The following is a 22,271-nucleotide window of genomic DNA, read 5'->3' as shown; positions in this document are numbered from 1 at the left end:
TCCTCGGCGAAGTGCCGGTCGCCGGTGGCGTCGGGCACGTACTTCACACAGACAACGATCCTCAAGCTCACGCCGGCTCTCCTACTGCATCGTCTCTTCCGGGCTGCCTTGTGCTGGCAGCATAGGCGCCCTCGGGGGCTGTTCCCGGTCGGTTGGCGGCCGGGGTCGGCCCATGCACCGAACGAAATATTACTCGCCAGTACACCCAGGGTGTTCCCCGGACGCAAGCCGGTTGAACTGTGACCTTGCCAACGGATGATCAGCGGGCGGCTCAGTCGCGCAGCGCGTTGAAGCGCCCCTGGTGGTACAGGAGCGGACGACCGGCTCCCGCCGGGTCGCCCGCGACCACCTCGCCGATCACCACGCGGTGATCCCCGGCGGGTATGCGCGCCACCACCCGGCACACCAGCCACGCGAGCACCCCGTCCAGCACCGGCACCCCCTCGGGCCCGGTGTGCCAGCCGGTGCCGGGGCCGAAGCGGTCCGCGCCGCTGCGCGCGAAGGTCGCGGCCAGCTCCCGCTGGTGCTCCCCCAGGACGTGCACACCGACGTGCTCGGCCTCGGCGATCACCGGCCAGCTGGAGGAGCCCTTGCCGACGCCGAAGGAGAGCAGCGGGGGCTCGGCGGCGACGGAGGCCAGGGAGGTCGCGGTGAAGCCGACGGGGTGCGTCCCCTGCGCGGTGATCACCGCGACACCGGCGGCGTGCCTGCGGAAGACGGAGCGGAAGAGTTCGGGGGCGCTGAGCCGGGGCGTGCCGAGATCAGGTGAAGCGGTCATGAACATGTCCTTCTGCGGTGGGGTACGAGCGGGGGGAGCCGTGCTGTCGTCGTCGCTCACCCGCCCGGACACCGCGCACTCGCGGTCCGCACCAGGTCCACGTGTACGCGTCCGTAGAGAAGAAGAAGTCCAGGCCGCATGACGTCACCCTGACGATGCCCGCAGCGCACCGTCAAGTGCGGACCGGTGGAGGGGAGTCCGTTGCGGGGTCACACGCTATGACCTCACGCCGGATCAGACCGCCTCGCCGAGGGCGGCGATGACGTCCGCGGTCCGCGGCTGTCCGGCCGCGCGGCGCACGATCCGGCCGTCCGCGTCGAGCACCAGCACGGTGGGCGTCCGCACGACGTCCAGCATCCGTACGAGTTCCAGATGCGCCTCGGCGTCGATCTCGACATGAGCCACGCCGTCGACCATGTGGGTCACCTCCGCCAGGACCCGCCGGGTGGCCCGGCAGGGCTGGCAGAAGGCGCTGGAGAACTGGACGAGGGTGGCCCGGGTGCCCAGATCCGCTCCGAGCTGGGCTGCTTCGAGCCGCCTTCCCCCGTACGCCTCGTCCTGCCGCTGCTCGTTTCGCACGCTGTCCTCCGGTTCCGATGCCGTCATAGGGTGCAGCGACATGGGCCTTTAGGTGATTCCCCAGAGCCCGACGTGATGAGGATCTCGCGGCCGGGGCGGGACCCGCGCTAGCACAGAGAGATGACATAGGGCACCATCTGCCAGAAGCCGGGAAACCTACGGCTGCGTAACTTCCGCCGGGAGAGCCCTCCCAGGGAAAACGATGAAGGGTCCCTCTATGGCAGAGCTCGTCTACCCGCCGGTGATCGGCGCGGCCCGCACCATGTTCAAGGCGCTGGACCTGCGTATCGACATGAAGGGCACCGAGAATGTCCCGGAGCGGGGTGGCGCGGTTCTGGTGAGCAACCACATCGGCTATCTCGACTTCGTGTTCGCCGGGCTCACCGCCCGTCCGGCGAAGCGGCTGGTGCGGTTCATGGCGAAGGAAGCGGTCTTCCGCCACAAGGTCTCCGGGCCGCTGATGCGGGCCATGAAGCACATTCCGGTGGACCGGGCCGCGGGCATGGACGCCTACAAGCACGCCCTCAAGGCCCTGCGCGCGGGCGAGATCATCGGCGTCTTCCCGGAGGCGACCATCTCGCGCTCGTTCACCCTCAAGAACTTCAAGTCGGGCGCCGCCCGGCTGGCCCAGGAGGCGGGCGTACCGCTGCTGCCGATGGCGCTGTGGGGGACGCAGCGGCTGTGGACCAAGGGCCAGAAGCGGGCGCTGGGCCGCAACCACTTCCCGATCACGATGCGGGTCGGCGAGCCGATGGAGGCGGACCCGACGGAGCCGTCCGACACGCTCACCGAGCGGGTCCGATCGCGGGTGCAGGAGCTCCTGGAGGCGGCGCAGCGGGCGTATCCGGTGCGACCGAAGGGCCCGGAGGACACCTGGTGGGTCCCCGCCCACCTGGGCGGTACGGCCCCCACCCCGGCCGAGGCCATCGCCCTGGACCGCGGGCGGTAGTCCGTCACGACGCGGCGGCCGCCCTCCGGCGGGGCGGCCGCGCCGTGCGCCGGGTGGCTAGCGCTTCATCTCCTCCCGGAGGGCCGCCACGAAGCCGTCGACGTCCTCTTCCCGGGTGTCGAAGGAGCACATCCACCGCACGTCGCCCGCCGCCTCGTCCCAGAAGTAGAAGCGGTACCGCTTCTGGAGGCGTTCGCTCACATCGTGCGGCAGCCGGGCGAAGACCGCGTTGGCCTGGACGGGGTGCAGGATCGTGACGCCGTCGACGCCGCGCACCCCCTCGGCGAGCCGCTGGGCCATCGCGTTGGCGTGACGCGCGTTGCGCAGCCACAGGTCGCGGGCGAGCAGGGCCTCCAGCTGGACGGAGACGAACCGCATCTTGGACGCCAGCTGCATGGACAGCTTGCGCAGATGCTTCATCGCACGCACCGCGTCCGGGTCGAGGACGACCACGGCCTCGCCGAAGAGCATGCCGTTCTTCGTGCCGCCGAAGGACAGCACGTCCACGCCCGGCACATTGGTGAACGACCGCATCGGCACGTCCAGCGCCGCGGCCGCGTTGGCTATCCGGGCCCCGTCGAGGTGGACCTTCATGCCGCGCTCATGGGCGTGCTCGCAGATCGCGCGGATCTCGTCCACCGTGTAGACGGTGCCCAGCTCGGTGTTCTGGGCGATCGAGACGACCTGCGGCATCGCGCGGTGCTCATCGTCCCAGCCGTACGCCTCGCGGTCGATGAGGTCGGGGGTGAGCTTGCCGTCCTCGGTGGGCACGGTGAGCAGCTTCAGCCCGCCGACCCGCTCGGGCGCACCGCACTCGTCGACGTTGATGTGCGCGGTGTCGGCGCAGATGACCGCGCCCCAGCGGTCGGTGAGCGCCTGGAGCGCGACGACGTTGGCGCCGGTGCCGTTGAAGACCGGGAACGTCTGTGCGTACGGGCCGAAGTGGCTGCGCATGACGTGCTGGAGATGCGCGGTGTAGTCGTCCTCGCCGTAGGCGACCTGGTGACCGCCGTTGGCGAGGGCGAGCGCGGCGAGGACCTCCGGGTGGCCGCCCGCGTAGTTGTCACTGGCGAAGCCGCGTACCTCGGGGTCGTGATGACGGCGTGCGTCGGTCCTCACGGCTTGGGGGTCAGCCACAGGCGGGTTCCGTTCACTTCCCGGGCGGGCCGGTCCCAGACTCCGGTGATGGCCTCGGCCAGCTCCGTGACGTCGGTGAAGCCCGCGAACTTCGCGTTGGGGCGCTCCGCGCGCATGGCGTCGTGCACCAGCGCCTTGACCACCAGGATGACAGCCGCGGCCGCCGGGCCGCTCTCGCCCCCCAGCTTGCGGAAGGAGTCGCCGAGGGCGAGCGTCCACGCCTCGGCGGCGGCCTTGGCCGCGGCGTACGCGGCGTTGCCGGCGGTGGGCTGGGACGCGCCCGCCGCGCTGATCAGCACGTAGCGGCCGTTGCCGGTGCGGCGCAGGGCGTCGTGGAAGGCGAGCGAGGTGTGCTGGGCGGTGCGGATCAGCAGGTCGTGCAGGGTCTCCCAGTCGGCGAGCGGGGCGTCGGCGAAGGTCTTGCTGCCGCGCCAGCCGCCGACGAGGTGGACGAGGCCGTCGACGCGGCCGAACTCCTTCTCGGTCCGGTCGGCCCAGGCGCGGGTGGCGTCCAGGTCGAGCAGGTCGACCGTCTCCCCGGTGACCCGGGCGCCGCCGTGGGCGTAGCGCGCCGCGTCGACGGCCTCGGCCAGCCGCGCGGGGTCGGAGTCGGAGGCGACGACGGTGGCCCCGGCCTCGGCGAGGCGGAGCAGCGTGGCGCGGCCCGCCGGGCCCGCCGCACCGGCCACCGCCACCACGGCGCCGTCCAGCGGCGTCCCGCCGCCCGGCTCGTTTGGGGTCGGGCTCGACGTCGGTGTGGTCATGCTCGCTGTCTCCTCATCGTCGGTGCCGTGGTGCGGTCGTCCGGTGCCGTGGCGCGGTCCGCCGCGGGGCTCACGCCGCCGCTCGTACGTCGTCGTCGCCGGCCGTGATGCCCTTGGTCGAGGCGACCACGTCCCGCAGCTTCTTGGCGAGCGCCTCGTAGAACATGCTCAGCGGAAACTCGTCGGGGAGCACGTCGTCGACGAGCTTGCGCGGCGGCTGGGTCAGGTCCAGCGCGTCGGGGCCCTTGGCCCAGACGGAGCCGGGGTGCGGGGCGAGGTAGGTCGACACCAGCTCGTACGCCTTGAACCAGTGGACGAGCTTGGGCCGGTCGATGCCGTCCCGGTACAGCTTCTCGATCTCACCGCACAGCTGGTTGGTGACCTGCGCGGCGCGCGACCAGTCGATGTGCAGGGTGTTGTCCGTCCAGCGTACGACGTCGTGCTGGTGGAGGTAGGCGAACAGCAACTGGCCGCCGAGGCCGTCGTAGTTGCGGACCCGTTCGCCGGTGACGGGGAACCGGAACATCCGGTCGAAGATCACGGCGTACTGGACGTCCCGGGCCTGGGCGAGCCCCTCCGCGTCGAGCTTCACGGCCTCCTTGAAGGCGGTGAGGTCGCAGCGCAGCTCCTCCAGGCCGTACATCCAGAACGGCTGGCGCTGCTTGATCATGAAGGGGTCGAACGGCAGGTCGCCATGGCTGTGGGTGCGGTCGTGGACCATGTCCCACAGGGCGAACGCCTCCTGGCAGCGCCGCTGGTCGGCGAGCATGTCCCGGATGTCGTCGGGGAGTTCGATGCCCAGCGCCCGGACGGCGGCCTCGCTGACCCGGCGGAAGCGGGCGGCCTCGCGGTCGCAGAAGATGCCGCCCCAGGAGAAGCGCTCGGGGGCCTCGCGCACGGCGATGGTCTCCGGGAAGAGCACCGCCGAGTTGGTGTCGTAGCCGGAGGTGAAGTCCTCGAAGGCGAGGCCGAGGTAGAGCGGGTTGTCGTAGCGGGTGCGCTCCAGTTCGGCCAGCCAGTCGGGCCAGACCATGCGCAGGACGACCGCCTCCAGGTTGCGGTTCGGGTTGCCGTTCTGCGTGTACATGGGGAAGACGACGAGGTGCTGGAGGCCGTCGGCGCGCGCCTGGGCGGGCTGGAAGGCAAGCAGCGAGTCGAGGAAGTCGGGGACGCCGAAGCCGTCGTCGGCCCAGCGGCGCAGATCGGCGACGAGCGCGCGGTGGTACGCGGCGTTGTGCGGGAGCAGCGGGGCCAGCTCCTCGATGGCCGCGATCACCCTTTCGAGGGTGTCGCGGGCGCGGTGGCGCGGTGGCGTCCCCTCGGCGTCGAAGTCGATGGAACCGTCCTTGGACTGCCAGGGGCGAATCGTTTCTACAGCACCTTTGAGGGATGGCCAGGCCGGGTGTTCGATCACACGCTCCGCAGGCAGAATGCCACCGTCCGCTATCACGGACGAAAGAATTTCCGTCATGACGACTCCTTCACCGGAGAACCTTCCGTATGGACACCGTATCCGTGGATGACCTCGCCGCTCAAGGCCAGGTAACGGAAATCGTCCTGCGTCACCTCCGCATCACCGCCGTTTTTCCTGCCCCATCCGCCCCGGACCATGCCACGGCCGTGCTTGAGCGGCCCTGCCGGAGTCGGCCGTTAGGCTGAGCGCCGGTCCGGACAGCCCGTGACTCCACACACAACCGAAAACCGACAAAAAGCCCGACAGAAGAGCGAGATCACGTTGACCTTTCTCACCATCGGACACCGCGGAGTGATGGGCGTCGAGCCGGAGAACACCCTGCGCTCATTCGTCCGGGCCGAGCACGAGGGCCTGGACGTCATCGAACTGGACCTGCACCTCAGCAAGGACGGCGCGCTCGTCGTGATGCACGACGCCGAGGTCGACCGCACGACCGACGGCAAGGGCCCCATCAGCGACTTCACCCTCGCCGAGCTGCGCGAACTGGACGCCGGGGACGGCGAGCGGATCCCGGTCTTCGAGGACGTCGTGGACGCGGTGAAGGCACCGCTCCAGGCCGAGATCAAGGACGTGGCCGCCGCGCGGGCCCTGGCCGAGGTGCTGACCGGCCGCGATCTGCTCGGCCGGGTCGACGTGATCTCCTTCCACGACGAGGCCCTCGCCGAGATCCGCACCCTGCTGCCCAGCGCCCGCACCGCCCTGGTGGCCAGCCGCTACGGGCTCGACGCCATCGACCGGGCGCACGCCGTCGGCGCCGGAATGCTGGTGCTCAACATCCGCCGGCTCACCCTGGAGCTGGTGGAGCGCGCCCACGCCGCCGACCTCAAGGTCATCGGCTGGACGGTGAACACCCCGGACCATCTGAAGCTGGCGCGCGGGCTCGGCCTCGACGGCGGCACGACCGACTTCCCGGAGATCCGCCGGGCGGTGCGCTACACGGCGTGAGCGCCGCGGTCAGCGTGACCTGGTTCAGCCCAGCGGCTTGACCAGCAGCTCGAACTCGAGGTCGGGGCGGCGCGGCACGCCGAAGCGTTCGTCGCCGTACGGGAACGGAGTCGTCCGTCCCGTACGGGCGTAGCCGCGCCGCTCGTACCAGGCGATCAGCTCCTCGCGGGCGGTGATCACGGTCATGTGCATCTCACGGACCGCCCACTCCGCCACCGCGAACCGCTCGGCCTCGGCGAGGACCGCCTTCCCGAGCCCGCCGCCCTGGAGCCCCGGCCGCACGGCGAACATGCCGAAGTAGGCGTGTTCGCCGCGGCGCTCCAGCTGACAGCAGGCGATCAGCTCGCCGTCCCGCTCGACGACCATCATCCGGCCGTCCGCACCCCGTACGACGTCCGTAACGCCCTCGGGATCGGTGCGCTGCCCGCCCAGGATGTCCGCCTCCGTCGTCCAGCCGGTCCGGCTGGCGTCCCCGCGGTACGCCGACTCGATCAGCGCGACCAGCGCGCCGACGTCGGCCTCGGTTGCCCCGCGGTAGGTGAGCGCGGCGGTGTTCGTGGCGGGGGTGTGCATGGCGGCGGTGTCCTCTCCCTGCGCGGCCGGAACCGGCGGATGACGAGAAGAAGACCCTACCCCCGTCCCCTCCGGGGCGGGGTGCGTAGGGTCGCGGTCATGGTGCACGTACTGAGCAGCCGCACACTGCTGCGGCCGACGGACCCCGACCGCTCGCGGGCCTTCTACGGCGAGGCGCTGGGCCTGGCGATCTCCCGCGAGTTCGGGACCGGCCCCGAGCGCGGCACGGTCTACTTCCTGGGCGGTGGCTTCCTGGAGGTCTCCGGCCGCTCCGAGACCCCGCCCGCGCCCGGGCTCCAGCTGTGGCTCCAGGTCGCGGACGCCGAGGCGGCCCACGAGGAGCTGGCGGCCCGGGACGTGGAGATCCTGCGACCGCCGAAGAAGGAGCCGTGGGGGCTGGTCGAGATGTGGATCGCCGACCCCGACGGCGTCCGCATCGCCGTCGTGGAGGTCCCCGAGGACCACCCGATGCGCTATCGGCCGGGGATCTAGCTCCGGCGCCACCGCCCCTGACACGCCCTGCGGTGGCGGGACCGCGCCTTAGGTCACGCCGAGCAGGCGCAGCCCGGCGGCGGTGACGGCCGCGGCCAGGACGACCATCAGGAACGGCGCCTTGCGCCAGGCCAGCACTCCGGCGACCACGACTCCGGCGGGGCGGGCGATCCCCGCGGGGCCGTGGCCCTCGGTGAGCGCCGTCGTCGCCGCGACGGCGGCCAGCAGGACGATGGCGGAGGTCTCCATCAGCTTCTCCGCCCGCGCCGGAAGCGTGATCCGGCTGCGCAGCAGCGGCCCGGCGAACCGGAGGGCGAACGTACCGGCCGCGAGCGCGAGGATCGCGGCGGCCAGCGTCAGGGAGCCGGGCACGGGCGCTCCTCCTTCTCGGGGTCGTTCGTCTTGCGCGGTACGGCGGCGAGCGCCACCCCGGCCAGGGCGAGCAGGACGGGCACCCCGGCGGGCAGGAAGGGGGTGGTGGCCAGGGCGATGGCGACGCCTGCCGGGACCGCCAGCCGCTTGTCCCGGTCGCGCAGCGCGGGCAGGACCAGGGCCAGCAGGATGGCCGGGAACATCGCGTCGAGCCCGAACAGATCGGTGTCGTCGATGACCGTGCCGATCAGGCCCCCGGCCACCGCGCCCAGCGGCCAGCAGAGGAGCACGCCCAGTCCGCAGGCCCAGTAGGCGGCGCGCTGTCGCGCGTTGCCGTCCTGGGCGAGCGCGAAGACGACGCTCTCGTCGTTCATCAGATGGCTGCCGAGGAGGCGCCGACGGCCGCGTCCGAGGACATCGGGCAGGGCCAGCCCGAACGGCAGATGGCGGGCGTTGACGACCAGCCCGGCCAGCACCGCCGCGACGGGGCTGCCGCCCGCGGCGATGAGCCCGACGAACAGGAACTCCGAGGCACCGGCGAGCACGAGCACGCTCAACGCCGCCGGAACCCACAGCGGGAGACCGGACGCGACGGCGATCGCCCCGTACGACAGGCTGGTGACACCGACGGCGAGGCAGACGAGCGCGATGTCCCGCAGCAGCACACGATCGAGCGTTCTCCATATCGAATGCATGACGCATATAATGAACACCAAGGTCGCGTTCGTCAAACCGAACACATGACGTCTGGAGCGAACGGATGGCACAGGAAGTACCGGCAGCGGCTTCGGCAGCCTCTTCGGCTTCGGGCAAGGTCCCGATGGACTCGATCGCGGCCGTACTGCGGCGCGAGCGCGGCAGGGCGGGGCTGTCGCTCACCGAGGTGGCCCGGCGCGCCGGAGTCGCGAAGTCCACGCTCTCCCAGCTGGAGTCCGGCAGCGGAAACCCGAGCCTGGAGACCCTGTGGGCGCTGTGCGTCACCCTGGACGTGCCACCTTCGCGGCTCCTCGACCCGCCGCGCCCCCGCGTCCACGTGATCAGGGCCGACGAGGGCGTGACGCTCGCCTCCGCGCAGGCCGACTACCAGGCCGCCATGCTCTCCGCGGGCCCGCCCGGCGCGCGCCGGGACGTCTACCGCCTCAGCGCCGAGCCCGGTGCGGCGCGCGCCTCCGATCCGCATATGCCCGGCGTGGTGGAGCACGTCGTCCTGGCCTCGGGCCGGGCCCGGGTCGGCCTCGCCGACGACCCGGTCGAGCTGCGCCCCGGTGACTACGTCTCCTATCCGGCCGATCTGCCCCACGTCTTCGAGGCGCTCGAACCCTCGACGCGGGCCGTGCTCATCTCCGAGCACAACTGACCCGCCCACCCCGCCCGCCGGGCGTCCGCGCGCTCCCCCACTGCGCCCGTGCGCTCCCGTAGCCCGGTCCGCGCCCGGGCAACCTCCCGGCATACGTCCGCAGACGTCCGCGGCGTTCCGGACCGGGAGGTGTGCCGTGCACGGACCGCCGCTGATCGGCTGGCTGCTGGTCGCGCTGTGCGCCGCCACCGGCACGTACTGCCTGCTCCAGATGCGCGGCGAGCCGCCAGGACCGGGCCGCCGGATCGCGCGCGCCGAGGCGCTCATGGGGTGGGGGATGGCGGCGATGGCCGTGCCGTCCGCCGTTCTGGACCCCCGGCCGTGGGGCCCGCCCGCCTTCGCGGCGGTGTTCGGCGTGGCGGCCGTACGGGCGGTGGGGCACCACCATCTGCACCACGCCATAGGGGCGTTGGCCATGGCGTACATGGCGTTGGCGATGATGACGGGCACCCCGGGCGGCCACGGCCATGACGCCTCCATGGCGGCGGGCGGGCACATGACGGCGGGCGGTGACATGGCGTCGGGCGCCGCGGCGGGCGGCATCCCCGTGCTCACCGGCGCGCTCCTCGCCTACTTCGCGGTCTACGCGGTCCGATCCGGGCTGCGGCTGCTGCCGATGACGGACGGCGCGGTGGCCGCCACGGGCGCGCCGCCCGTCGGCTGGTCGCGGCGGCCCGAACTGCGGCATGCGTGCAGGCTCACGATGGCGATAGGGATGTTCGCGATGCTGCTGACGCTCTGAGCACGCCTGACTCTCCGAGCGCGCCCGCCCCGGCTACGCCGGGCGACGGCGCCCGCCCGTCGGGCACACCGGGTGACGCCGCCCCGGCAAACCGTGGCGTACGTCACTTCGCCCGCGCGGACATACCCGGGCCGACCGCCCCGACCATAGGGTGACGGCCATGATGGTCCCGCTCGCGCTGATGGGCCTCGGCGCACTGGTGGCGGCAACGGCGCCGCGCCTGATGTCCCGTTCCACATGGGTCGACCGCGAACCCGTACTCGCACTGTGGGTATGGCAATGCGTCGTCGTAGGAGTGCTGCTGTGCTGCGCGCTCACCATGGCACTCACCGCCGCGGCGGCCTCGGAGGCCGTCCGCGGGAACGTCTTCGCGCCCGCGCCCAACGGCGTCGTGGAGGCGTACGCGCTGTCCGGCTACGGCCCCTGGGCGGCGCCCGTCGCCCTCGCACTGGCCTTCGGCGCCGCATGGTCGGCGCTGATGCTCAGCCGCGAGATCGGCCGCGCCCGCGCCTGGCGCAGGCAGCACCGCGCCGAACTCCTCGTCCGCTCCCCCGCCTTGCCCGGTGAGGAGCCCGCCGGGGAGCGGCTGGTGGTCCTGGAGGGCGACAAGCCCGACGCCTGGTGGCTGCCGGGCACCACGCCCCAGCTCGTCATCACGACCGCGGCCCTGCGCCGCCTCAAGGGGCGACGGCTGGACGCCGTGATCGCCCACGAGCAGGGCCACGCGCGGGCCCGCCACCACTGGCTGCTGCACTGCGCCGGTGCGCTGGCCGGCGGCTTTCCGCAGGTGCCGGTGTTCGCGGCGTTCCAAGGCGAGGTGCACCGGCTGGTCGAGCTGGCCGCCGACGACTCCGCGTCACGGCGGTTCGGACGGACGACGACCGCGCTGGCACTCGTGGAACTCAACGAGGACCGGGGGGTGTTCGGCCCCTGCCCCAGCGGACTCGCGCAGGTCCCGCAACGGGTGGACCGGCTCCTGGCCCCCGCGGCGCGCTTCTCCCCCGTGCGCCGTCTGCAACTCACCGCCGCGGCCGCGCTGGTCCCCGTCGTCCCCCTCCTGGTGACCCTGGTCCCGGCGCTGCGGGTGCTGGGCTGAGCGCCGCTGGTGCCGGGCTGGAGCGCCGCCCTCATCCGCGGGACGGCTCCCCTGCGTGCTGGCCCCGCGCACCCGGCGTCGGCGATCATCGACCCATGCAGCCGCAGACCCGCCCCCCGCACACCTTCCGCATCGCCGCGGTGCTCAGCGTCCTCTTCGTCGTGCTGCTCGCCCTCGTCGCCGCCCGCTGGGGGCCGCTGACGGGCGCGGACCGGGACGGCGTCGTCCCGCTGCACCGCATCGCGCTCGACCACCCCGGCTGGACCCAGACCAACAGAGTGCTGACGGACTGGATCTGGGACCCGTGGACGATGCGCGCCATGACGGCCGTGATCGTCCTCTGGCTGCTGCTGCACCGTGAGCGGACGCCCGCCCTGTGGGTCGTCGTCACGGCCGCCGCCGGTACCGCCCTCCAGCAGGGCGTGAAGGCGCTCCTGGACCGCCCCCGCCCCCACTGGGCGAACCCGGTGGACTCGGCGCACTACGCGGCCTTCCCCTCCGGCCACGCCCTCACCGCGACCGTCACCTTCGGACTGCTGCTGTGGATGCTGAAGCTGCACGGTGCATCCGCCCTGTGGCAGCGCCTGGCCACCGCCGTGGCCGCCGTCTCCGTGCTCGGCGTCGGATTCACCCGGCTGTACCTGGGCGTCCACTGGCCCACCGACATCCTCGGCGGCTGGCTGCTGGGCGCCGCGCTGGTCGCCTGGGCGGTCGCCACCTACCCCGTTGTCCACAGGACCGAGCGGGAATCCTCCTCCGATGGGAGAGTTCGTCCATGAGCAATCTCGATCTGCGGCCCACGGCGACCGTATGCGGCGGCCGCGCCGACGTCACCGCGCGGCCGGTGCGCGAGCTGCTGGCCTCCAAGCAGGTCCCGCTGGGCGAATCCACCGTGGTGCGCCGTCTGCTGCCGAACCTGGGCCGCCGCATGATCGGCGCATGGTGCTTCGTCGATCACTACGGCCCGGATGACATCGCCGACGAGCCGGGCATGCAGATCCCCCCGCACCCCCACATGGGCCTCCAGACGGTGAGCTGGCTGCACGACGGCGAGGTGCTGCACCGCGACAGCCTCGGCAGCCTCCAGACCCTGCGCCCCGGCGAGTTGGGGCTGATGACCTCGGGCCGGGCCATAGCGCACTCCGAGGAGTCCCCCCGCACCCACGCCCCGCTCCTGCACGGCGCCCAGCTATGGGTGGCCCTCCCCGACAGCGACCGCCACACGGCCCCCACCTGGGAGCACCACGCCGACCTGCCGCAGATCACCGGCGGCGGAGGCCTGCGCGCCACCGTCATCCTCGGCGACCTCGACGGCGCGGCCTCGCCCGGCACCACCTTCACCCCCCTGATGGGCGCCGACATCACCCTGGCGGCAGGCACCGACACCCGCCTGCCGGTGCGCCCCGACTACGAATACGCGGCCCTCACCATGTCCGGCGAAGCCGAGGTCGACGGCGTCCGCCTGGCCCCCGGCTCACTCCTCCACCTGGGCTGCGGCCGCAGCGAGCTTCCCCTGCGGGCGGATGTGGACAGCGCGTTCATGCTGCTGGGCGGCGAGCCGTTCGAGGAGAGGATCGTGATGTGGTGGAACTTCATCGGCCGCTCCCACGACGACATCACCCAGGCCCGCGAGGACTGGGCAGCGGGCCGCCGCTTCGGCGAGGTCCACGGCTACGACGGCCCGCCACTGCCCGCTCCTGAACTCCCCCCAGTGCCGCTGAAACCACGCGGACGCACGCGCTGACCTGCGCTTTCACTGAAGGCGAGTCATCACCCAAGGCTTGATCATTTACGGTCGAGGTCCAGCGGCCACATGACGCGACACGCCACTTGTGGCCGCTTCGGCGGGGCGGCGATGAGTCCCAGGTCTGGCCGTCTGTGACAGCCTCTGGCAGACCTTATGCTGACCCTATGCTGACTTTCCTGACCCTCCATCAGGTCGGAATTGTCCGCTGGGCCCCCTCAAGGGCGCACCCCTCACTGGTGGCATCACGTCGTCCAGCGGATGCATGCCAACTACCTGTGGTGGGATTCCATGACTCGCTCTCCCGTTCCTCGGCATCCGACGACGTCGAAGAACTGGTTCTGCGCCACACCTGGCTGAACCCCCTGGCGCGCTGAGAACGGAGCGCGTCAGGCACAGGTGCTGAGCATGCCGGCTCAGGGAGTAGGACTCCCGGGCGATGTCGCCGACTTGTGGGGTGGCGAGGTCGAGGACGAGTTGTCCGGCGCTGGCACGGGCGCTGATACCGATTTCTCCGGCGCGGGTTCCGGTGGGCACGATCGGACCGTCAGCCGGGGGTGCGAAGGGCAATGCACGATCGCCGTCCCCGGGCACGGCCAGCACGGTGAGGGTGGCGGACAGGGCGAAGACCACGGCCAACGTGACGGTCTCGGCACCTGCGGGGCGCCGCGGCGACCCTGTCTTCGAAGAGCGCAGACGGCGTCGGGCGGCGAGCGCCAGCACGCCGACGACCAGGACCAGGAGGAACTTGGCCAGCAGGACCTGTCCGTAGGAGGTGGTGACGATGTCGTCGAGCGGGACCAGGAGCAGTGCGGAGACCAGCCCGGTGACCGCGACCGCTCCGAACAGCCACGCGGCGAGACGGGCGTAAGGGAGGAACAACGTCCGAGCCGCAGCGGGCTCGGTGCGCCAGACAACCCCGGTCCGCAGTACATGGAACAGGGTTCCGGCCCACAGCGCCGCTGCCGTGAGGTGGACCAGGGTCAGCAGCGGGCCTGCGATGGCGTGTTCGGCTTGCGGGTGGGCGCGCAGCGCCTCGGCAGCGAGCACGCCGGCCAGGGGCAGGACGGCCCAGTTTCGCCGCTTCAGCAGGAGAGCTGTCGCGGCCAGGGCGAAGCCCACGATCTCCATCAGGGACAGGACGCCGGGGCGGGTGTCGGTGACGGAGGCCAGTGAGCCGCCCTGGGTGAGGAGCACGGTCAGACCGCCGGCGGCAGCGCACCCGACGAGAGCCGCGGCAAGTCCCCAGCGACGTGGACGGTGCTCGGGAGCTTCGGCGGTCCGCGCAGCCAGGCGGTCCGCAGCCAGCTCGCCGAGGAGGAGTGCGAGGGCGGCGAACAGCAGCCAGCGCAGAACGGCGGTGGGTGTGGCGTCCTTGGCGGCGGTCGTCTGACCTGAGGTGAGGGCGATGGTCCGGGGGCCGACGGCGAACCGGTAGCTGCCCGTCATCACGTCGCCGTCCCGGGCCGTCACCTGCCAGTCGACGGTATGGACCCCGCCCGCGACCCTGCCTCGCAGCGGGATGGTGACCGAACGGCCGCCCTGACTCAGCCTGCCGGTGCCGAGCGCGGCAGAGGCCGAGGGCTTCAGGCGCACGGTGGTTCCGGTCAGGCCGACCGGCTTGTCGAAGACGAGCACCAGTGCCCGCGGTGAGTCGGCCACCGTCGCGTTGGCCGCCGGGCTGGTGAAGAGCAAGGTGGCGTGCGCGGACGCGGGCGCTGCGCTGCACAGCAGTAGGACCAGGACGAGTGGCACCAGCGAGGCCAGCGTGGCCGCGGAACGGAGGGCGGAATACCGGGGGCGGCAGGGTGCGGGGGACGTCACGTGTCGAGGATCTCCGGTCCATCGGTCCGTACGGACGGTGGGGTGTGTTTTGACCCGCTCAGTCGCCTCGGGCGGAAAGCGCGGTGGCGGTCAGGCGGGGCGGTCCGGGAGACATGGCGTCGTGCGGGGTCTGCTGGTCGCTCAGTGCCTGGATCTCCTTGCGCAACCGGGCCAGCTCCCGCCGGTCGGCTGCCGGGTCACCTGATGCGCCGCGCCCCGGCCGCATCATGAACCACATCATCGCGCCCATGCCGAGCGGGCACGGGAGCGCGGGAAGGATGAAGAGCAGTTGATCCACCGCAGAGCTCCATTTCCCGCCCACTACGACAGCGGCGGCCTCGCCTGCGGAGACCGGGGTCTCCATGGACATGAGGATGCCGGGGACGCACAGTGGGATGTCGCTGACTCCCGGAGCTGCGCACGCTGCTATGCGGCACTGCATGCACATGTGCATGCACGGCAACCCGTACTGCGGCCCGGAATGCGCGATGTGTTGTGAACGGTGCTGCGAAGGGATGTTGCGCTGAGGGCGGCATGACGGCGGCATCCGCGCACGCGGAGGAGAAGGCGGACTGCTGCGACGCCTCCTGCCAGGACTGCTGCGACGCCATGTGACGTACCGGTTCGCTTCTCCGCCCGTCCGCCGCTTTCGCCCATCGGCGGTCGGCGGGCGGGCGGCCCCGAGCGAGCGGCCTCGGCGAGTGCGGCGGGCACGTCAGCGATCGTGCACAGGACGAGCGACACCCGGGAGGTGTGGGACAGGGTGGGGCGGGGGCTGGTGTGATCAGGGTCCACAGGCCACCAGCAGCGGCAGCAGCGGAGCCGCGATACTGGCCGCCACGACACTCAGCCACGTCACACGATGCGGCCGGGGTTGCGGTGTGAGGACGCGGCGCAGCCGGATGAGGGCACCCGGCCCGCCGACGCCCAGAGCTCCCTGCGGCGCCTGCCCCGCGGCTACCTCACACATGGCGGTCGCCAGCGCGTCCCTGGAGTGACTTCGCAGTGCTCTGTCATCCGCGATCATCTCTACCAGCAGCGTGATCTGTTCCTTGGCGTGCCGGGCGAGCGGCAGGCCGGGGAAGGCACGGGAGAACGCGTCCACGAGCAGCTGGAGAAGGTGATGCCTGCCTTCGATGTGAGCGCGCTCATGCTCTAGTGCGGCACGCATCTGCGCATCGGATAGGACGTCGAGGGCCCTCCGGGTGATGACGACACGACGTCGCCGCCCGGGGAGGCAGTACACGGCGGGGGCGCCATGGTCCACGACCGTGGCGTCGTATCCGGGGGCCGACTCACCGATCAGGGCGAGCATGTCGAGGTGACGCTGCCGTGCTCGGCGTGCCCTCCAGGTACAGAGAACGAACCAGCCGAGCGGCAGCAGCACGATCACGGCGGGGGCGCTGAGCGCCAGGGTGTCCCCGGGAGTGGGCGCGGATTCGGTTACCGGGGCGTCGGCGGCCAGACCGCAGACGCTGAGCAGCCCGAGGAAACCTTCGTGTACATGCTGCTCGGTGAGGGCCAAGTGGTACACCGTGAGCGCAGTGGCGACGATGAACGTCACCATGAGTCCCTGCCATGCGCCGCCAGGACCGGAGCACGGTGGGGCCATCGCGCCTGTGACAGCAGAGGGGGCATCGCGGCGCCCACCAAGGCCGCGTATCCAGCCAGCGCCACAGCCGTGATCACGCATCGCTCCGCTTTTTGGCCGCTCGGAGAGCCGAGCGCAGGGCGTCCGCCTCTTCCGGCGTGATCTGTTCGATGAAACTGACCAGAGTTCCGACCGGATCCGGGTTACCGCCGAGCGCCTCCTGCATCCGCGACGCCGTGTACTGCTGCCGGGTACACGTGGGCTCGTACACCCAGGCCCGCCCCTCCTTGTGCCGTTTCAGCATGCCCTTGCTGTGCAGAATGTCGGCCACGGTCTTCACTGTGCTGTAGGCGATGGGCCGCTCCTTGCTGAGGTCCAGCAGTACGTCGCGCGAGGTCGCCGGCCGCCCCCAGGCCCACAGGCGGTGCATGATCTCCGCCTCGAGCTCACCCAGCTGACGCACGATCGCTCCCTTCGCCCCCGGAACGCGAAGCCTCCGGCACCAGTGACCGCTCATCGTAGTGGGCAGCGTCCTGGAGCCCTGCGGACCTTCGGCGAGAGGGTGCGGTCGGCACGGGGCAAGCGGCGGCCGTACGCAGACGCCGTACCAGGGCGTGTGTGAGCAGCGCCAGCGAGGCCATGGCCAGGACTGGCTGTGCGGGGGCCCAGTACGAGAGGGCTCCGCTCACCCCGAGGGCCAGCACCACCAGCTTGTTGCAGATCGGGCAGCCGACGGCGAACGCGGACAGCACGCCCGCGAGCAGCGCCCGGCGCCCTCGTGGCTCATCGGGCCGCGCGGCCGAAGGGCCATTCACGTACGTCGCCACCAGCAGTCCCATGAGCAACGATGACGCCACCCAGACCGGATAGTTCCACCACAGAACCGGGGTCATCCGGGCGTAGAAGGGCGTGGGTACGACTCCGGTCGGCACACCGATCGCGGCTGCGGCGACAAGAGCCACGGCCACCGCCGCCACCCACTGACGTGGCGTCCACGTGTGCATGCGCCCGCCTCTCTGCCGCTACCATGACTGCCAAACAGCTTAGTAGATCACCCCCGCGCCCGCCCCGCGCAGCATGAGCCGGTCCGCTTCGATACTGTCGGAGAGCGGAGCGACCACAGATGGAGTCACGACGTGCATGTGAGCCGACACGTACGAACAGGAGGCGCCCTCGGGCACCTGCTGCTCGTCGTCGTGCTCGCGATGGGCGTCTTCGTGATGCACTCGATGGGCCATCCCGACAGCGCCTCCAACGCGAGCATGGGAGCGGCTCACGCATCGGCCACGACCGCCCACAAAGGCGGTGGCATGTCCTCGACGCAGGACGTTGCCGTCTCCTCGCCCTCTTCGGATTCCCATCAGGACAGCAAGGCGGCCTCCCACCCCCCGGGCATGGGGATGGACATGGCCTCGCTGTGCGTGGCCGTGCTCGGCACGTGGGTTCTCGTCGGCCTTCTCCGCGCGGTTCTGAGTCGCAGCACGGAGTGGCTGGCACGGCTTCGTGATGGCGCCGTGGCGGCCCTGCGTCCCAATCCTCCTCCGCGCAGACCGCCTGACCTCGCTCAACTGTCAGTCCTGCGGATCTAGGCCGAACGCCACCGTGGGCAGCTTGTGCTGCCCACGCACCCCGTTCGACAGACGTTCCGCAGAACAGACACCACGAGGTTTTCGACATGACCGCCATCAAGCGCAGCACGCTCCGTCCGCGCGTCCGCCGCATCGCTCTCGTCAGCACCGTCGCCGCCGCAGGCCTGGTCCTCGCCGCCTGTGGCAACGACGACGACATGAGCGGCATGGACCACGGGAGCAAGAGCAAGAGCTCCGCCTCGGCGAGCGCGACCACCGGGGAGAACCCCGCACCGGGCGCGTTCAACGACGCGGACGTGAAGTTCGCGCAGATGATGATCCCCCACCACGAGCAGGCCGTCGAGATGTCCAAGCTCGCCGATGAGCGTGCCGAGGACGCCAAGATCAAGACTCTCGCCGGGGACATCGAGAAGGCTCAGGATCCCGAGATCAAGAAGATGAAGTCCTGGCTCAAGGCCTGGGGCAAGCCCGAGTCGGGCAGCAGCATGCCCGGCATGGACCACGGGTCCGACAGCAGCATGCCCGGTATGGATCACGGTTCCGGCAGCTCCGAGAAGTCGGGCATGCCCGGGATCATGTCCGACAAGGACATGAAGGAACTGACGGCCGCCAAGGGCGCGGACTTCGACAAGATGTTCGCGCAGATGATGATCGACCACCACAACGGGGCGATCGACATGGCCAAGGACGAGCAGAAGAGCGGTAAGAACGCCACCGCGAAGAAGCTCGCCGACGATGTCGTCAAGACCCAGACCGCCGAGGTCAAGCAACTCCAGGGCATCCTCGACAAGCTCTGATCCGGTCACACGCTGACCGTTCCGGGCTCAGCCGGTCATCCCGGGGAGCCCGGGGCGGTCGCCCCCTCACACTCCTTACTAGGGCCGCGCCCGGTCATGCCCCGGCCCGCCCTCACGATTCCCGAGGACTCATAAAGATGCACCGCGCCGTCCAGGCAGCCACCGCCGTCGCCCTCGGCCTCACACTGGCCGCCTGCTCCAGCGGAGACGGCGACACGGACTCGTCCGATGCCGTCACGACCGTCAGCCACATCCACGGACTCGGGCTGGACCCGTCCGACCAGCGCCTGTACGTCGCGACTCACGAAGGCATCTACACCCCCGACTCCAAGGGCAATCCCAAACTGGTGGGCGACAGCAAGGACGACTTCATGGGCTTCACGGTGGCCCAGGGCAAGACCTTTTACGCCAGCGGCCACCCCGCCTCCGGAGCGGACGGTCCCGGCAACAAGGGACTGATCAAGAGCACCGACGCGGGCAGGAGCTGGAGGTCGCTCTCCCTCTCAGGGAAGTCCGACTTCCACGCCCTGGACTACGCACACGGCACCGTCTACGGCTACGACTCCACCAACGGCCTGCTCCGCACCACCAAGGACGGCACCACCTGGAAGGACGGAGCGACGTTCCAGGCGCTCGACCTCGCGGTCGATCCGGACGACGCCGACCTCGTCCTCGCCACCACCGCGGAAGGAGTCGCCCGCAGTACCGACGGCGGCAAGACCTTCGACAAGGGCAAGCAGCCGGTGATGGCCTTTCTCTCCTGGAAGACCCAGAACGCCCTCTACGGCATCGACACCTCCGGCAGGCTGAGCCGCAGCACCGATGACGGCGCCACGTGGAAGAAGCTCGCCACCGTCCCCGGCGGACAGCCTCAGGCGCTCACCGCCGTCGACGCCCAGCGCGTCCTGGCCGCGACGCAGAGCGGCGTGTACGAGTCGAAGGACGGTGGCAAGACCTTCGCCAAGCGCCTCGCCGTCGAGTCGAGTGGCGGCCACTGACCCGCCCGTAACGCCATGTCGGCCGCGCCGACAACGCTCTCCCTCCTCGAACAGAAGGCCCGCGCCCGCTTACTGCATGGTGGTTGCACATAAGCTGTCATCGCAAAAAGCGCATAACAAGATCGTCCCCGAAGGAAGCCGTCCATGAGTGCACGAGCCCGCCGCTTCGACCGAGGCGAGATACGCCGGCTCGCAGCTATGTACGGCGTGGTGGCGGCACTCCACATCGTGGGGTTCGGACTGTTCGCGTACTACAACGCGCGCTACCACAACCTCACCGACAGCCAGGGGCGTTGCTGTACGCGGGGGCGGCGGGGCTGGCCTACACGCTCGGCATGCGCCACGCCTTCGACGCCGACCACATCTCGGCCATCGACGACACCACCCGCTATCTGCTGCAGAAGGGCAAACGCCCGCTGGCGCTGGGCCTGGCCTTCTCGCTCGGCCACTCGTCCGTCGTGTTCGGCCTCTCCGTCGGCATCACCTTCGCCGCTCAGGCCGCGAACCGCTTCCAGGCCGGGTTCGCGGAGATCGGCGGCGTCATCGGGACTCTGGTTTCCGGCGTCTTCCTCTACGCGATCGCCACATTGAACCTGGCGGTGCTGCGCGGCATCGTCCGCACCTGGCGCGAGGCGAAGGCAGGTCGCCACGAACCGGAGGAACTGGAGCAGCTTCTCGCCGACCGCGGGTTGATGAACCGGGTCTTCAAAGGCCGCTACAACCGGTTCATCGAGCACAGCTGGCAGCTTTACTTCGTGGGCCTGCTCTTCGGCCTCGGATTCGATACCGCCACCCAGGTCGGCGCGCTGGGCCTGGCGGCGGGTTCGGCCGCGGACGGCACGTTGCCGCCACTCGCCATCATCGCCCTGCCACTGATCTTCGCCGCCGGCATGAGCTTGATGGACACCACCGACGGGGTGTTCATGGCCAAAGCGTACGAGTGGTCGTTCTCCAACCCGGTCCGCAAGATCTACTACAACCTCACCATGACTGGCCTTTCGATCTTCGTCGCCTTCGTCGTCGGCACCGTGGAGCTGGTCTCACTGCTCGCGGAGCAGCTGGGCGCGGCGGACCACCGGCCGTGGTCGTGGCTCACCCGCATCGACCTCAACACGATCGGCATCGTCATCGTGGTGACATTCCTGGTGACGTGGATCGGTGCCGTGACGCTCTGGAAGGTGCGGCGCTTCGACGAGCGATATCCGCTACACCGCGCCCCTGTCGAGGCGAAGCCCGATCCATCGCTCTGACCGGGTAAAGGGCCGACCTCCCGCCGATCGAGCCGGGAACCGCGGCCAAGCCAAGCAGGAGCAGCCTCGGCGAGGGTGAGAACCCCCGGCCCACCATCACCTATATTGTTAAGTAGATTAGCCGTTCGGTGGATCCGCGGCCTCACTCTGAGGTCTGCGCTCCAACCTCAGGCACCTGCTCACAGGGGGATGGCTTCGCTGGAGCAGGTTAAGCCGGTCAACATGCCGAGCGGGGCCCGCGGCCCCACCGAGGGCCAGGACGAACAGAACCCTCGCTCCCTGGCGGGCGACGTTATTACGGCACAGATCGCCAAGATCACCAAGATGCGGAAGATGCTCAAGGAGCGAAGGTAGGGCAGCCCTCACCGCAGCCCTGCGAATCCGAGTCGCCTGGATTTCCCGAACCGTTCTGGGAGCCAAGGACGTCGCCGTTGAGGTAGCGCCCCGGCGTGGTGCCGACGGTTCGCCGGAATGCCGCGAGGAACGCGCTCGGTGTCGCATACCCCACCGCGTGTGCGACCCGGGAGACGGGCTGCCCCTCGGCGAGGAGGGACAGTGCGGCACGCAGCCGCACGTGGACGCGCCAGCGATCGAAGCTCATCCCGGTGTCGTCGACGAACAGCCTGGTGAGGGTGCGCCGGCTCACCCCGACAGCCCGCGCGTGCGACTCCAGGCTCCGCCGGTCCGAGGGATCCGCGAGCAGCGCGTCGGCCACGGCACGCACCCGTTCGTCGACGGGCGGCGGCACGTCGATGGGCAGGGCGGGCAACGGGTGCAGGAGATCGGGTACGACCGCCTCGGCGCGCAGGCGCGCGTCTTCCGGGAGGTCGTCGCGGCTGAGGTGGGCGAACAGGTGGGCCAGCAGACCGTTGACAGCAACCGGTGTGGGCTCCGTCCAGTCCACGCCGCACCGGTCTCGTTCGAGGTAGATGCCGCACAGCACCGCGTCCCGGGTCGCGCCGGTCCGGTGGAGGACCCCTGCGGGCACCCATAGTGCCCTGGTGGGCGGCAGAACCCAGTACCTGTCGTCGACGGCGATGCCGAGTACGCCGCGTCGAGTCCACGCCAACTGGTGGTGGTGCGGGTGGCTGTGTGCGGGGATCCACTCCCCCGAGGACAAGGGGAAGTGCCCCACGACAATAGCCCCCGGTCCGGGTGGGACAGCGCCTGATATCGCCTCGGTCACGTGCTCAGCGTATGTCCTCAATGCGCTATGACAT

At 70.7% G+C, this 22,271-nt stretch carries 28 protein-coding genes; 12 read left to right on the top strand and 16 right to left on the bottom strand.

Annotated elements, in window-relative coordinates:
* Positions 1 to 271: 271 nt before the first annotated feature.
* From EEJ42_RS50110 to EEJ42_RS50105, 3 genes are all read right to left on the bottom strand, one after another.
* Positions 272 to 778: a flavin reductase family protein gene (locus tag EEJ42_RS50110; RefSeq protein WP_123108809.1), complete on the bottom strand. Its 507-nt coding sequence runs from the start codon at positions 776 to 778 to the stop codon at positions 272 to 274.
* A gap of 56 nt (positions 779 to 834) precedes the next feature.
* Positions 835 to 918 carry a putative leader peptide gene (locus EEJ42_RS54845; protein ID WP_373689202.1) on the bottom strand — a complete coding sequence of 28 codons (84 nt, stop codon included), beginning with the start codon at positions 916 to 918 and terminating at the stop codon, positions 835 to 837.
* A 94-nt stretch (positions 919 to 1,012) separates the two neighbouring features.
* Entirely contained in the window at positions 1,013 to 1,384 is a 372-nt protein-coding gene (locus EEJ42_RS50105; protein WP_123108802.1) for a TlpA family protein disulfide reductase, read from the bottom strand.
* A 190-nt stretch (positions 1,385 to 1,574) separates the two neighbouring features.
* Here EEJ42_RS50105 and EEJ42_RS50100 point away from each other — a divergent pair, with 190 nt between their 5' ends.
* Positions 1,575 to 2,306, top strand: coding sequence for a lysophospholipid acyltransferase family protein (locus EEJ42_RS50100; protein WP_123108801.1), 732 nt, complete (start codon positions 1,575 to 1,577; stop codon positions 2,304 to 2,306).
* 57 nt (positions 2,307 to 2,363) lie between these two features.
* On the opposite strand, the gene EEJ42_RS50095 is transcribed toward EEJ42_RS50100, so the two are convergent.
* The 3 genes from EEJ42_RS50095 to EEJ42_RS50085 form a co-directional block, all read right to left on the bottom strand.
* The gene (locus EEJ42_RS50095) at positions 2,364 to 3,425 is read right to left on the bottom strand and encodes a threonine aldolase family protein (RefSeq protein ID WP_184503652.1); all 1,062 of its coding nucleotides are present in this window, start codon (positions 3,423 to 3,425) and stop codon (positions 2,364 to 2,366) included.
* Positions 3,422 to 4,207, bottom strand: a complete 786-nt coding sequence (locus EEJ42_RS50090) for an SDR family NAD(P)-dependent oxidoreductase (protein WP_123108799.1) — start codon at positions 4,205 to 4,207, stop codon at positions 3,422 to 3,424. The genes EEJ42_RS50095 and EEJ42_RS50090 overlap by 4 nt, the downstream gene beginning before the upstream one ends.
* Positions 4,208 to 4,277: 70 nt before the next feature.
* Positions 4,278 to 5,678, bottom strand: a complete 1,401-nt coding sequence (locus EEJ42_RS50085; protein WP_123108798.1) for a DUF6421 family protein — start codon at positions 5,676 to 5,678, stop codon at positions 4,278 to 4,280.
* Positions 5,679 to 5,942: 264 nt separating this feature from the next.
* Between EEJ42_RS50085 and EEJ42_RS50080 the strand changes: the two genes are divergently transcribed.
* Positions 5,943 to 6,626 carry a glycerophosphodiester phosphodiesterase gene (locus EEJ42_RS50080; RefSeq protein WP_123108797.1) on the top strand — a complete coding sequence of 228 codons (684 nt, stop codon included), beginning with the start codon at positions 5,943 to 5,945 and terminating at the stop codon, positions 6,624 to 6,626.
* A gap of 24 nt (positions 6,627 to 6,650) precedes the next feature.
* Here the strand turns inward: EEJ42_RS50080 and EEJ42_RS50075 are convergent, their stop codons facing one another.
* Positions 6,651 to 7,199 carry a GNAT family N-acetyltransferase gene (locus EEJ42_RS50075; protein WP_123108796.1) on the bottom strand — a complete coding sequence of 183 codons (549 nt, stop codon included), beginning with the start codon at positions 7,197 to 7,199 and terminating at the stop codon, positions 6,651 to 6,653.
* Positions 7,200 to 7,298: 99 nt separating this feature from the next.
* Here EEJ42_RS50075 and EEJ42_RS50070 point away from each other — a divergent pair, with 99 nt between their 5' ends.
* A complete protein-coding gene (locus tag EEJ42_RS50070) occupies positions 7,299 to 7,691 on the top strand; it encodes a VOC family protein (RefSeq protein ID WP_123108795.1) in 393 nt (130 codons plus the stop codon).
* Between the two features lie 48 nt (positions 7,692 to 7,739).
* On the opposite strand, the gene EEJ42_RS50065 is transcribed toward EEJ42_RS50070, so the two are convergent.
* A complete protein-coding gene (locus EEJ42_RS50065; protein ID WP_123108794.1) occupies positions 7,740 to 8,063 on the bottom strand; it encodes an AzlD domain-containing protein in 324 nt (107 codons plus the stop codon).
* Positions 8,048 to 8,758, bottom strand: coding sequence for an AzlC family ABC transporter permease (locus tag EEJ42_RS50060; RefSeq protein WP_123108793.1), 711 nt, complete (start codon positions 8,756 to 8,758; stop codon positions 8,048 to 8,050). The genes EEJ42_RS50065 and EEJ42_RS50060 overlap by 16 nt, the downstream gene beginning before the upstream one ends.
* Positions 8,759 to 8,883: 125 nt before the next feature.
* On the opposite strand from EEJ42_RS50060, the gene EEJ42_RS50055 reads away from it, so the two are divergent.
* The 5 genes from EEJ42_RS50055 to EEJ42_RS50035 all read left to right on the top strand — a co-directional run bounded on the left by EEJ42_RS50055 (position 8,884) and on the right by EEJ42_RS50035 (position 13,002).
* Positions 8,884 to 9,420, top strand: a complete 537-nt coding sequence (locus EEJ42_RS50055; RefSeq protein WP_123108792.1) for a helix-turn-helix domain-containing protein — start codon at positions 8,884 to 8,886, stop codon at positions 9,418 to 9,420.
* 136 nt (positions 9,421 to 9,556) lie between these two features.
* The gene (locus tag EEJ42_RS50050) at positions 9,557 to 10,162 is read left to right on the top strand and encodes a DUF5134 domain-containing protein (protein WP_123108791.1); all 606 of its coding nucleotides are present in this window, start codon (positions 9,557 to 9,559) and stop codon (positions 10,160 to 10,162) included.
* Positions 10,163 to 10,322: 160 nt separating this feature from the next.
* Positions 10,323 to 11,258 carry a M56 family metallopeptidase gene (locus tag EEJ42_RS50045; RefSeq protein WP_123108790.1) on the top strand — a complete coding sequence of 312 codons (936 nt, stop codon included), beginning with the start codon at positions 10,323 to 10,325 and terminating at the stop codon, positions 11,256 to 11,258.
* Between the two features lie 95 nt (positions 11,259 to 11,353).
* Positions 11,354 to 12,037 carry a phosphatase PAP2 family protein gene (locus EEJ42_RS50040; protein ID WP_123108789.1) on the top strand — a complete coding sequence of 228 codons (684 nt, stop codon included), beginning with the start codon at positions 11,354 to 11,356 and terminating at the stop codon, positions 12,035 to 12,037.
* Complete coding sequence (locus EEJ42_RS50035) at positions 12,034 to 13,002, top strand: pirin family protein (RefSeq protein ID WP_123108788.1); 969 nt, start codon at positions 12,034 to 12,036, stop codon at positions 13,000 to 13,002. The genes EEJ42_RS50040 and EEJ42_RS50035 overlap by 4 nt, the downstream gene beginning before the upstream one ends.
* Positions 13,003 to 13,167: 165 nt before the next feature.
* On the opposite strand, the gene EEJ42_RS50030 is transcribed toward EEJ42_RS50035, so the two are convergent.
* The 6 genes from EEJ42_RS50030 to EEJ42_RS51600 all read right to left on the bottom strand — a co-directional run bounded on the left by EEJ42_RS50030 (position 13,168) and on the right by EEJ42_RS51600 (position 17,643).
* On the bottom strand, positions 13,168 to 14,826 hold the full coding sequence (locus EEJ42_RS50030) for a copper resistance CopC/CopD family protein (protein WP_123108787.1): 1,659 nt from the start codon (positions 14,824 to 14,826) through the stop codon (positions 13,168 to 13,170).
* 58 nt (positions 14,827 to 14,884) lie between these two features.
* On the bottom strand, positions 14,885 to 15,124 hold the full coding sequence (locus EEJ42_RS50510; RefSeq protein ID WP_148082258.1) for a hypothetical protein: 240 nt from the start codon (positions 15,122 to 15,124) through the stop codon (positions 14,885 to 14,887).
* Positions 15,125 to 15,610: 486 nt separating this feature from the next.
* Complete coding sequence (locus EEJ42_RS50020; protein WP_342778438.1) at positions 15,611 to 16,393, bottom strand: M56 family metallopeptidase; 783 nt, start codon at positions 16,391 to 16,393, stop codon at positions 15,611 to 15,613.
* A 118-nt stretch (positions 16,394 to 16,511) separates the two neighbouring features.
* A complete protein-coding gene (locus tag EEJ42_RS50015; RefSeq protein ID WP_123108785.1) occupies positions 16,512 to 16,880 on the bottom strand; it encodes a BlaI/MecI/CopY family transcriptional regulator in 369 nt (122 codons plus the stop codon).
* On the bottom strand, positions 16,864 to 17,421 hold the full coding sequence (locus EEJ42_RS50010) for a hypothetical protein (protein ID WP_123108784.1): 558 nt from the start codon (positions 17,419 to 17,421) through the stop codon (positions 16,864 to 16,866). Before EEJ42_RS50010 ends, EEJ42_RS50015 begins: the two co-directional genes overlap by 17 nt.
* A gap of 39 nt (positions 17,422 to 17,460) precedes the next feature.
* On the bottom strand, positions 17,461 to 17,643 hold the full coding sequence (locus tag EEJ42_RS51600; protein ID WP_184503651.1) for a hypothetical protein: 183 nt from the start codon (positions 17,641 to 17,643) through the stop codon (positions 17,461 to 17,463).
* Between EEJ42_RS51600 and EEJ42_RS52110 the strand changes: the two genes are divergently transcribed.
* From EEJ42_RS52110 to EEJ42_RS49990, 4 genes are all read left to right on the top strand, one after another.
* Positions 17,623 to 18,006 (top strand): DUF6153 family protein, encoded by a 384-nt coding sequence (locus EEJ42_RS52110; RefSeq protein WP_342778439.1) that lies wholly within the window; start codon positions 17,623 to 17,625, stop codon positions 18,004 to 18,006. The genes EEJ42_RS51600 and EEJ42_RS52110 overlap by 21 nt on opposite strands.
* Before the next feature lie 86 nt (positions 18,007 to 18,092).
* Positions 18,093 to 18,803: a DUF305 domain-containing protein gene (locus tag EEJ42_RS50000; protein WP_123108782.1), complete on the top strand. Its 711-nt coding sequence runs from the start codon at positions 18,093 to 18,095 to the stop codon at positions 18,801 to 18,803.
* Positions 18,804 to 18,940: 137 nt separating this feature from the next.
* Positions 18,941 to 19,801 (top strand): F510_1955 family glycosylhydrolase, encoded by an 861-nt coding sequence (locus EEJ42_RS49995; protein WP_123108781.1) that lies wholly within the window; start codon positions 18,941 to 18,943, stop codon positions 19,799 to 19,801.
* Positions 19,802 to 20,094: 293 nt separating this feature from the next.
* Positions 20,095 to 21,051 (top strand): HoxN/HupN/NixA family nickel/cobalt transporter, encoded by a 957-nt coding sequence (locus EEJ42_RS49990; protein WP_246098078.1) that lies wholly within the window; start codon positions 20,095 to 20,097, stop codon positions 21,049 to 21,051.
* 337 nt (positions 21,052 to 21,388) lie between these two features.
* Here EEJ42_RS49990 and EEJ42_RS49985 read toward each other — a convergent pair whose 3' ends face one another.
* Positions 21,389 to 22,237: a helix-turn-helix domain-containing protein gene (locus EEJ42_RS49985; RefSeq protein WP_123108780.1), complete on the bottom strand. Its 849-nt coding sequence runs from the start codon at positions 22,235 to 22,237 to the stop codon at positions 21,389 to 21,391.
* Between the last annotated feature and the right edge of the window lie 34 nt (positions 22,238 to 22,271).

The organism is Streptomyces botrytidirepellens (assembly GCF_003721215.1).
Classification (GTDB): domain Bacteria; phylum Actinomycetota; class Actinomycetes; order Streptomycetales; family Streptomycetaceae; genus Streptomyces; species Streptomyces himastatinicus.
The sequence above is the reverse complement of the archived record's forward strand: the minus strand, read 5'-3'. Positions and strand labels throughout refer to the sequence as shown.

Excerpts from the sequence above, each read along its gene's own strand:
- EEJ42_RS50040 (WP_123108789.1), top strand. The coding sequence starts at position 11,354 with ATGCAGCCGCAGACCCGCCCCCCGCACACCTTCCGCATCGCCGCGGTG.
- EEJ42_RS50010 (WP_123108784.1), bottom strand. The coding sequence starts at position 17,421 with ATGCACACGTGGACGCCACGTCAGTGGGTGGCGGCGGTGGCCGTGGCT.
- EEJ42_RS50085 (WP_123108798.1), bottom strand. The coding sequence starts at position 5,678 with ATGACGGAAATTCTTTCGTCCGTGATAGCGGACGGTGGCATTCTGCCT.
- EEJ42_RS50000 (WP_123108782.1), top strand. The coding sequence starts at position 18,093 with ATGACCGCCATCAAGCGCAGCACGCTCCGTCCGCGCGTCCGCCGCATC.
- EEJ42_RS50090 (WP_123108799.1), bottom strand. The coding sequence starts at position 4,207 with ATGACCACACCGACGTCGAGCCCGACCCCAAACGAGCCGGGCGGCGGG.
- EEJ42_RS50105 (WP_123108802.1), bottom strand. The coding sequence starts at position 1,384 with ATGACGGCATCGGAACCGGAGGACAGCGTGCGAAACGAGCAGCGGCAG.
- EEJ42_RS50045 (WP_123108790.1), top strand. The coding sequence starts at position 10,323 with ATGATGGTCCCGCTCGCGCTGATGGGCCTCGGCGCACTGGTGGCGGCA.
- EEJ42_RS52110 (WP_342778439.1), top strand. The coding sequence starts at position 17,623 with ATGGGCGTCTTCGTGATGCACTCGATGGGCCATCCCGACAGCGCCTCC.
- EEJ42_RS50060 (WP_123108793.1), bottom strand. The coding sequence starts at position 8,758 with ATGCATTCGATATGGAGAACGCTCGATCGTGTGCTGCTGCGGGACATC.
- EEJ42_RS49995 (WP_123108781.1), top strand. The coding sequence starts at position 18,941 with ATGCACCGCGCCGTCCAGGCAGCCACCGCCGTCGCCCTCGGCCTCACA.
- EEJ42_RS50020 (WP_342778438.1), bottom strand. The coding sequence starts at position 16,393 with ATGGTGACGTTCATCGTCGCCACTGCGCTCACGGTGTACCACTTGGCC.
- EEJ42_RS50100 (WP_123108801.1), top strand. The coding sequence starts at position 1,575 with ATGGCAGAGCTCGTCTACCCGCCGGTGATCGGCGCGGCCCGCACCATG.
- EEJ42_RS50070 (WP_123108795.1), top strand. The coding sequence starts at position 7,299 with ATGGTGCACGTACTGAGCAGCCGCACACTGCTGCGGCCGACGGACCCC.
- EEJ42_RS50035 (WP_123108788.1), top strand. The coding sequence starts at position 12,034 with ATGAGCAATCTCGATCTGCGGCCCACGGCGACCGTATGCGGCGGCCGC.
- EEJ42_RS50110 (WP_123108809.1), bottom strand. The coding sequence starts at position 778 with ATGACCGCTTCACCTGATCTCGGCACGCCCCGGCTCAGCGCCCCCGAA.
- EEJ42_RS50075 (WP_123108796.1), bottom strand. The coding sequence starts at position 7,199 with ATGCACACCCCCGCCACGAACACCGCCGCGCTCACCTACCGCGGGGCA.
- EEJ42_RS54845 (WP_373689202.1), bottom strand. The coding sequence starts at position 918 with ATGCGGCCTGGACTTCTTCTTCTCTACGGACGCGTACACGTGGACCTG.
- EEJ42_RS50055 (WP_123108792.1), top strand. The coding sequence starts at position 8,884 with ATGGACTCGATCGCGGCCGTACTGCGGCGCGAGCGCGGCAGGGCGGGG.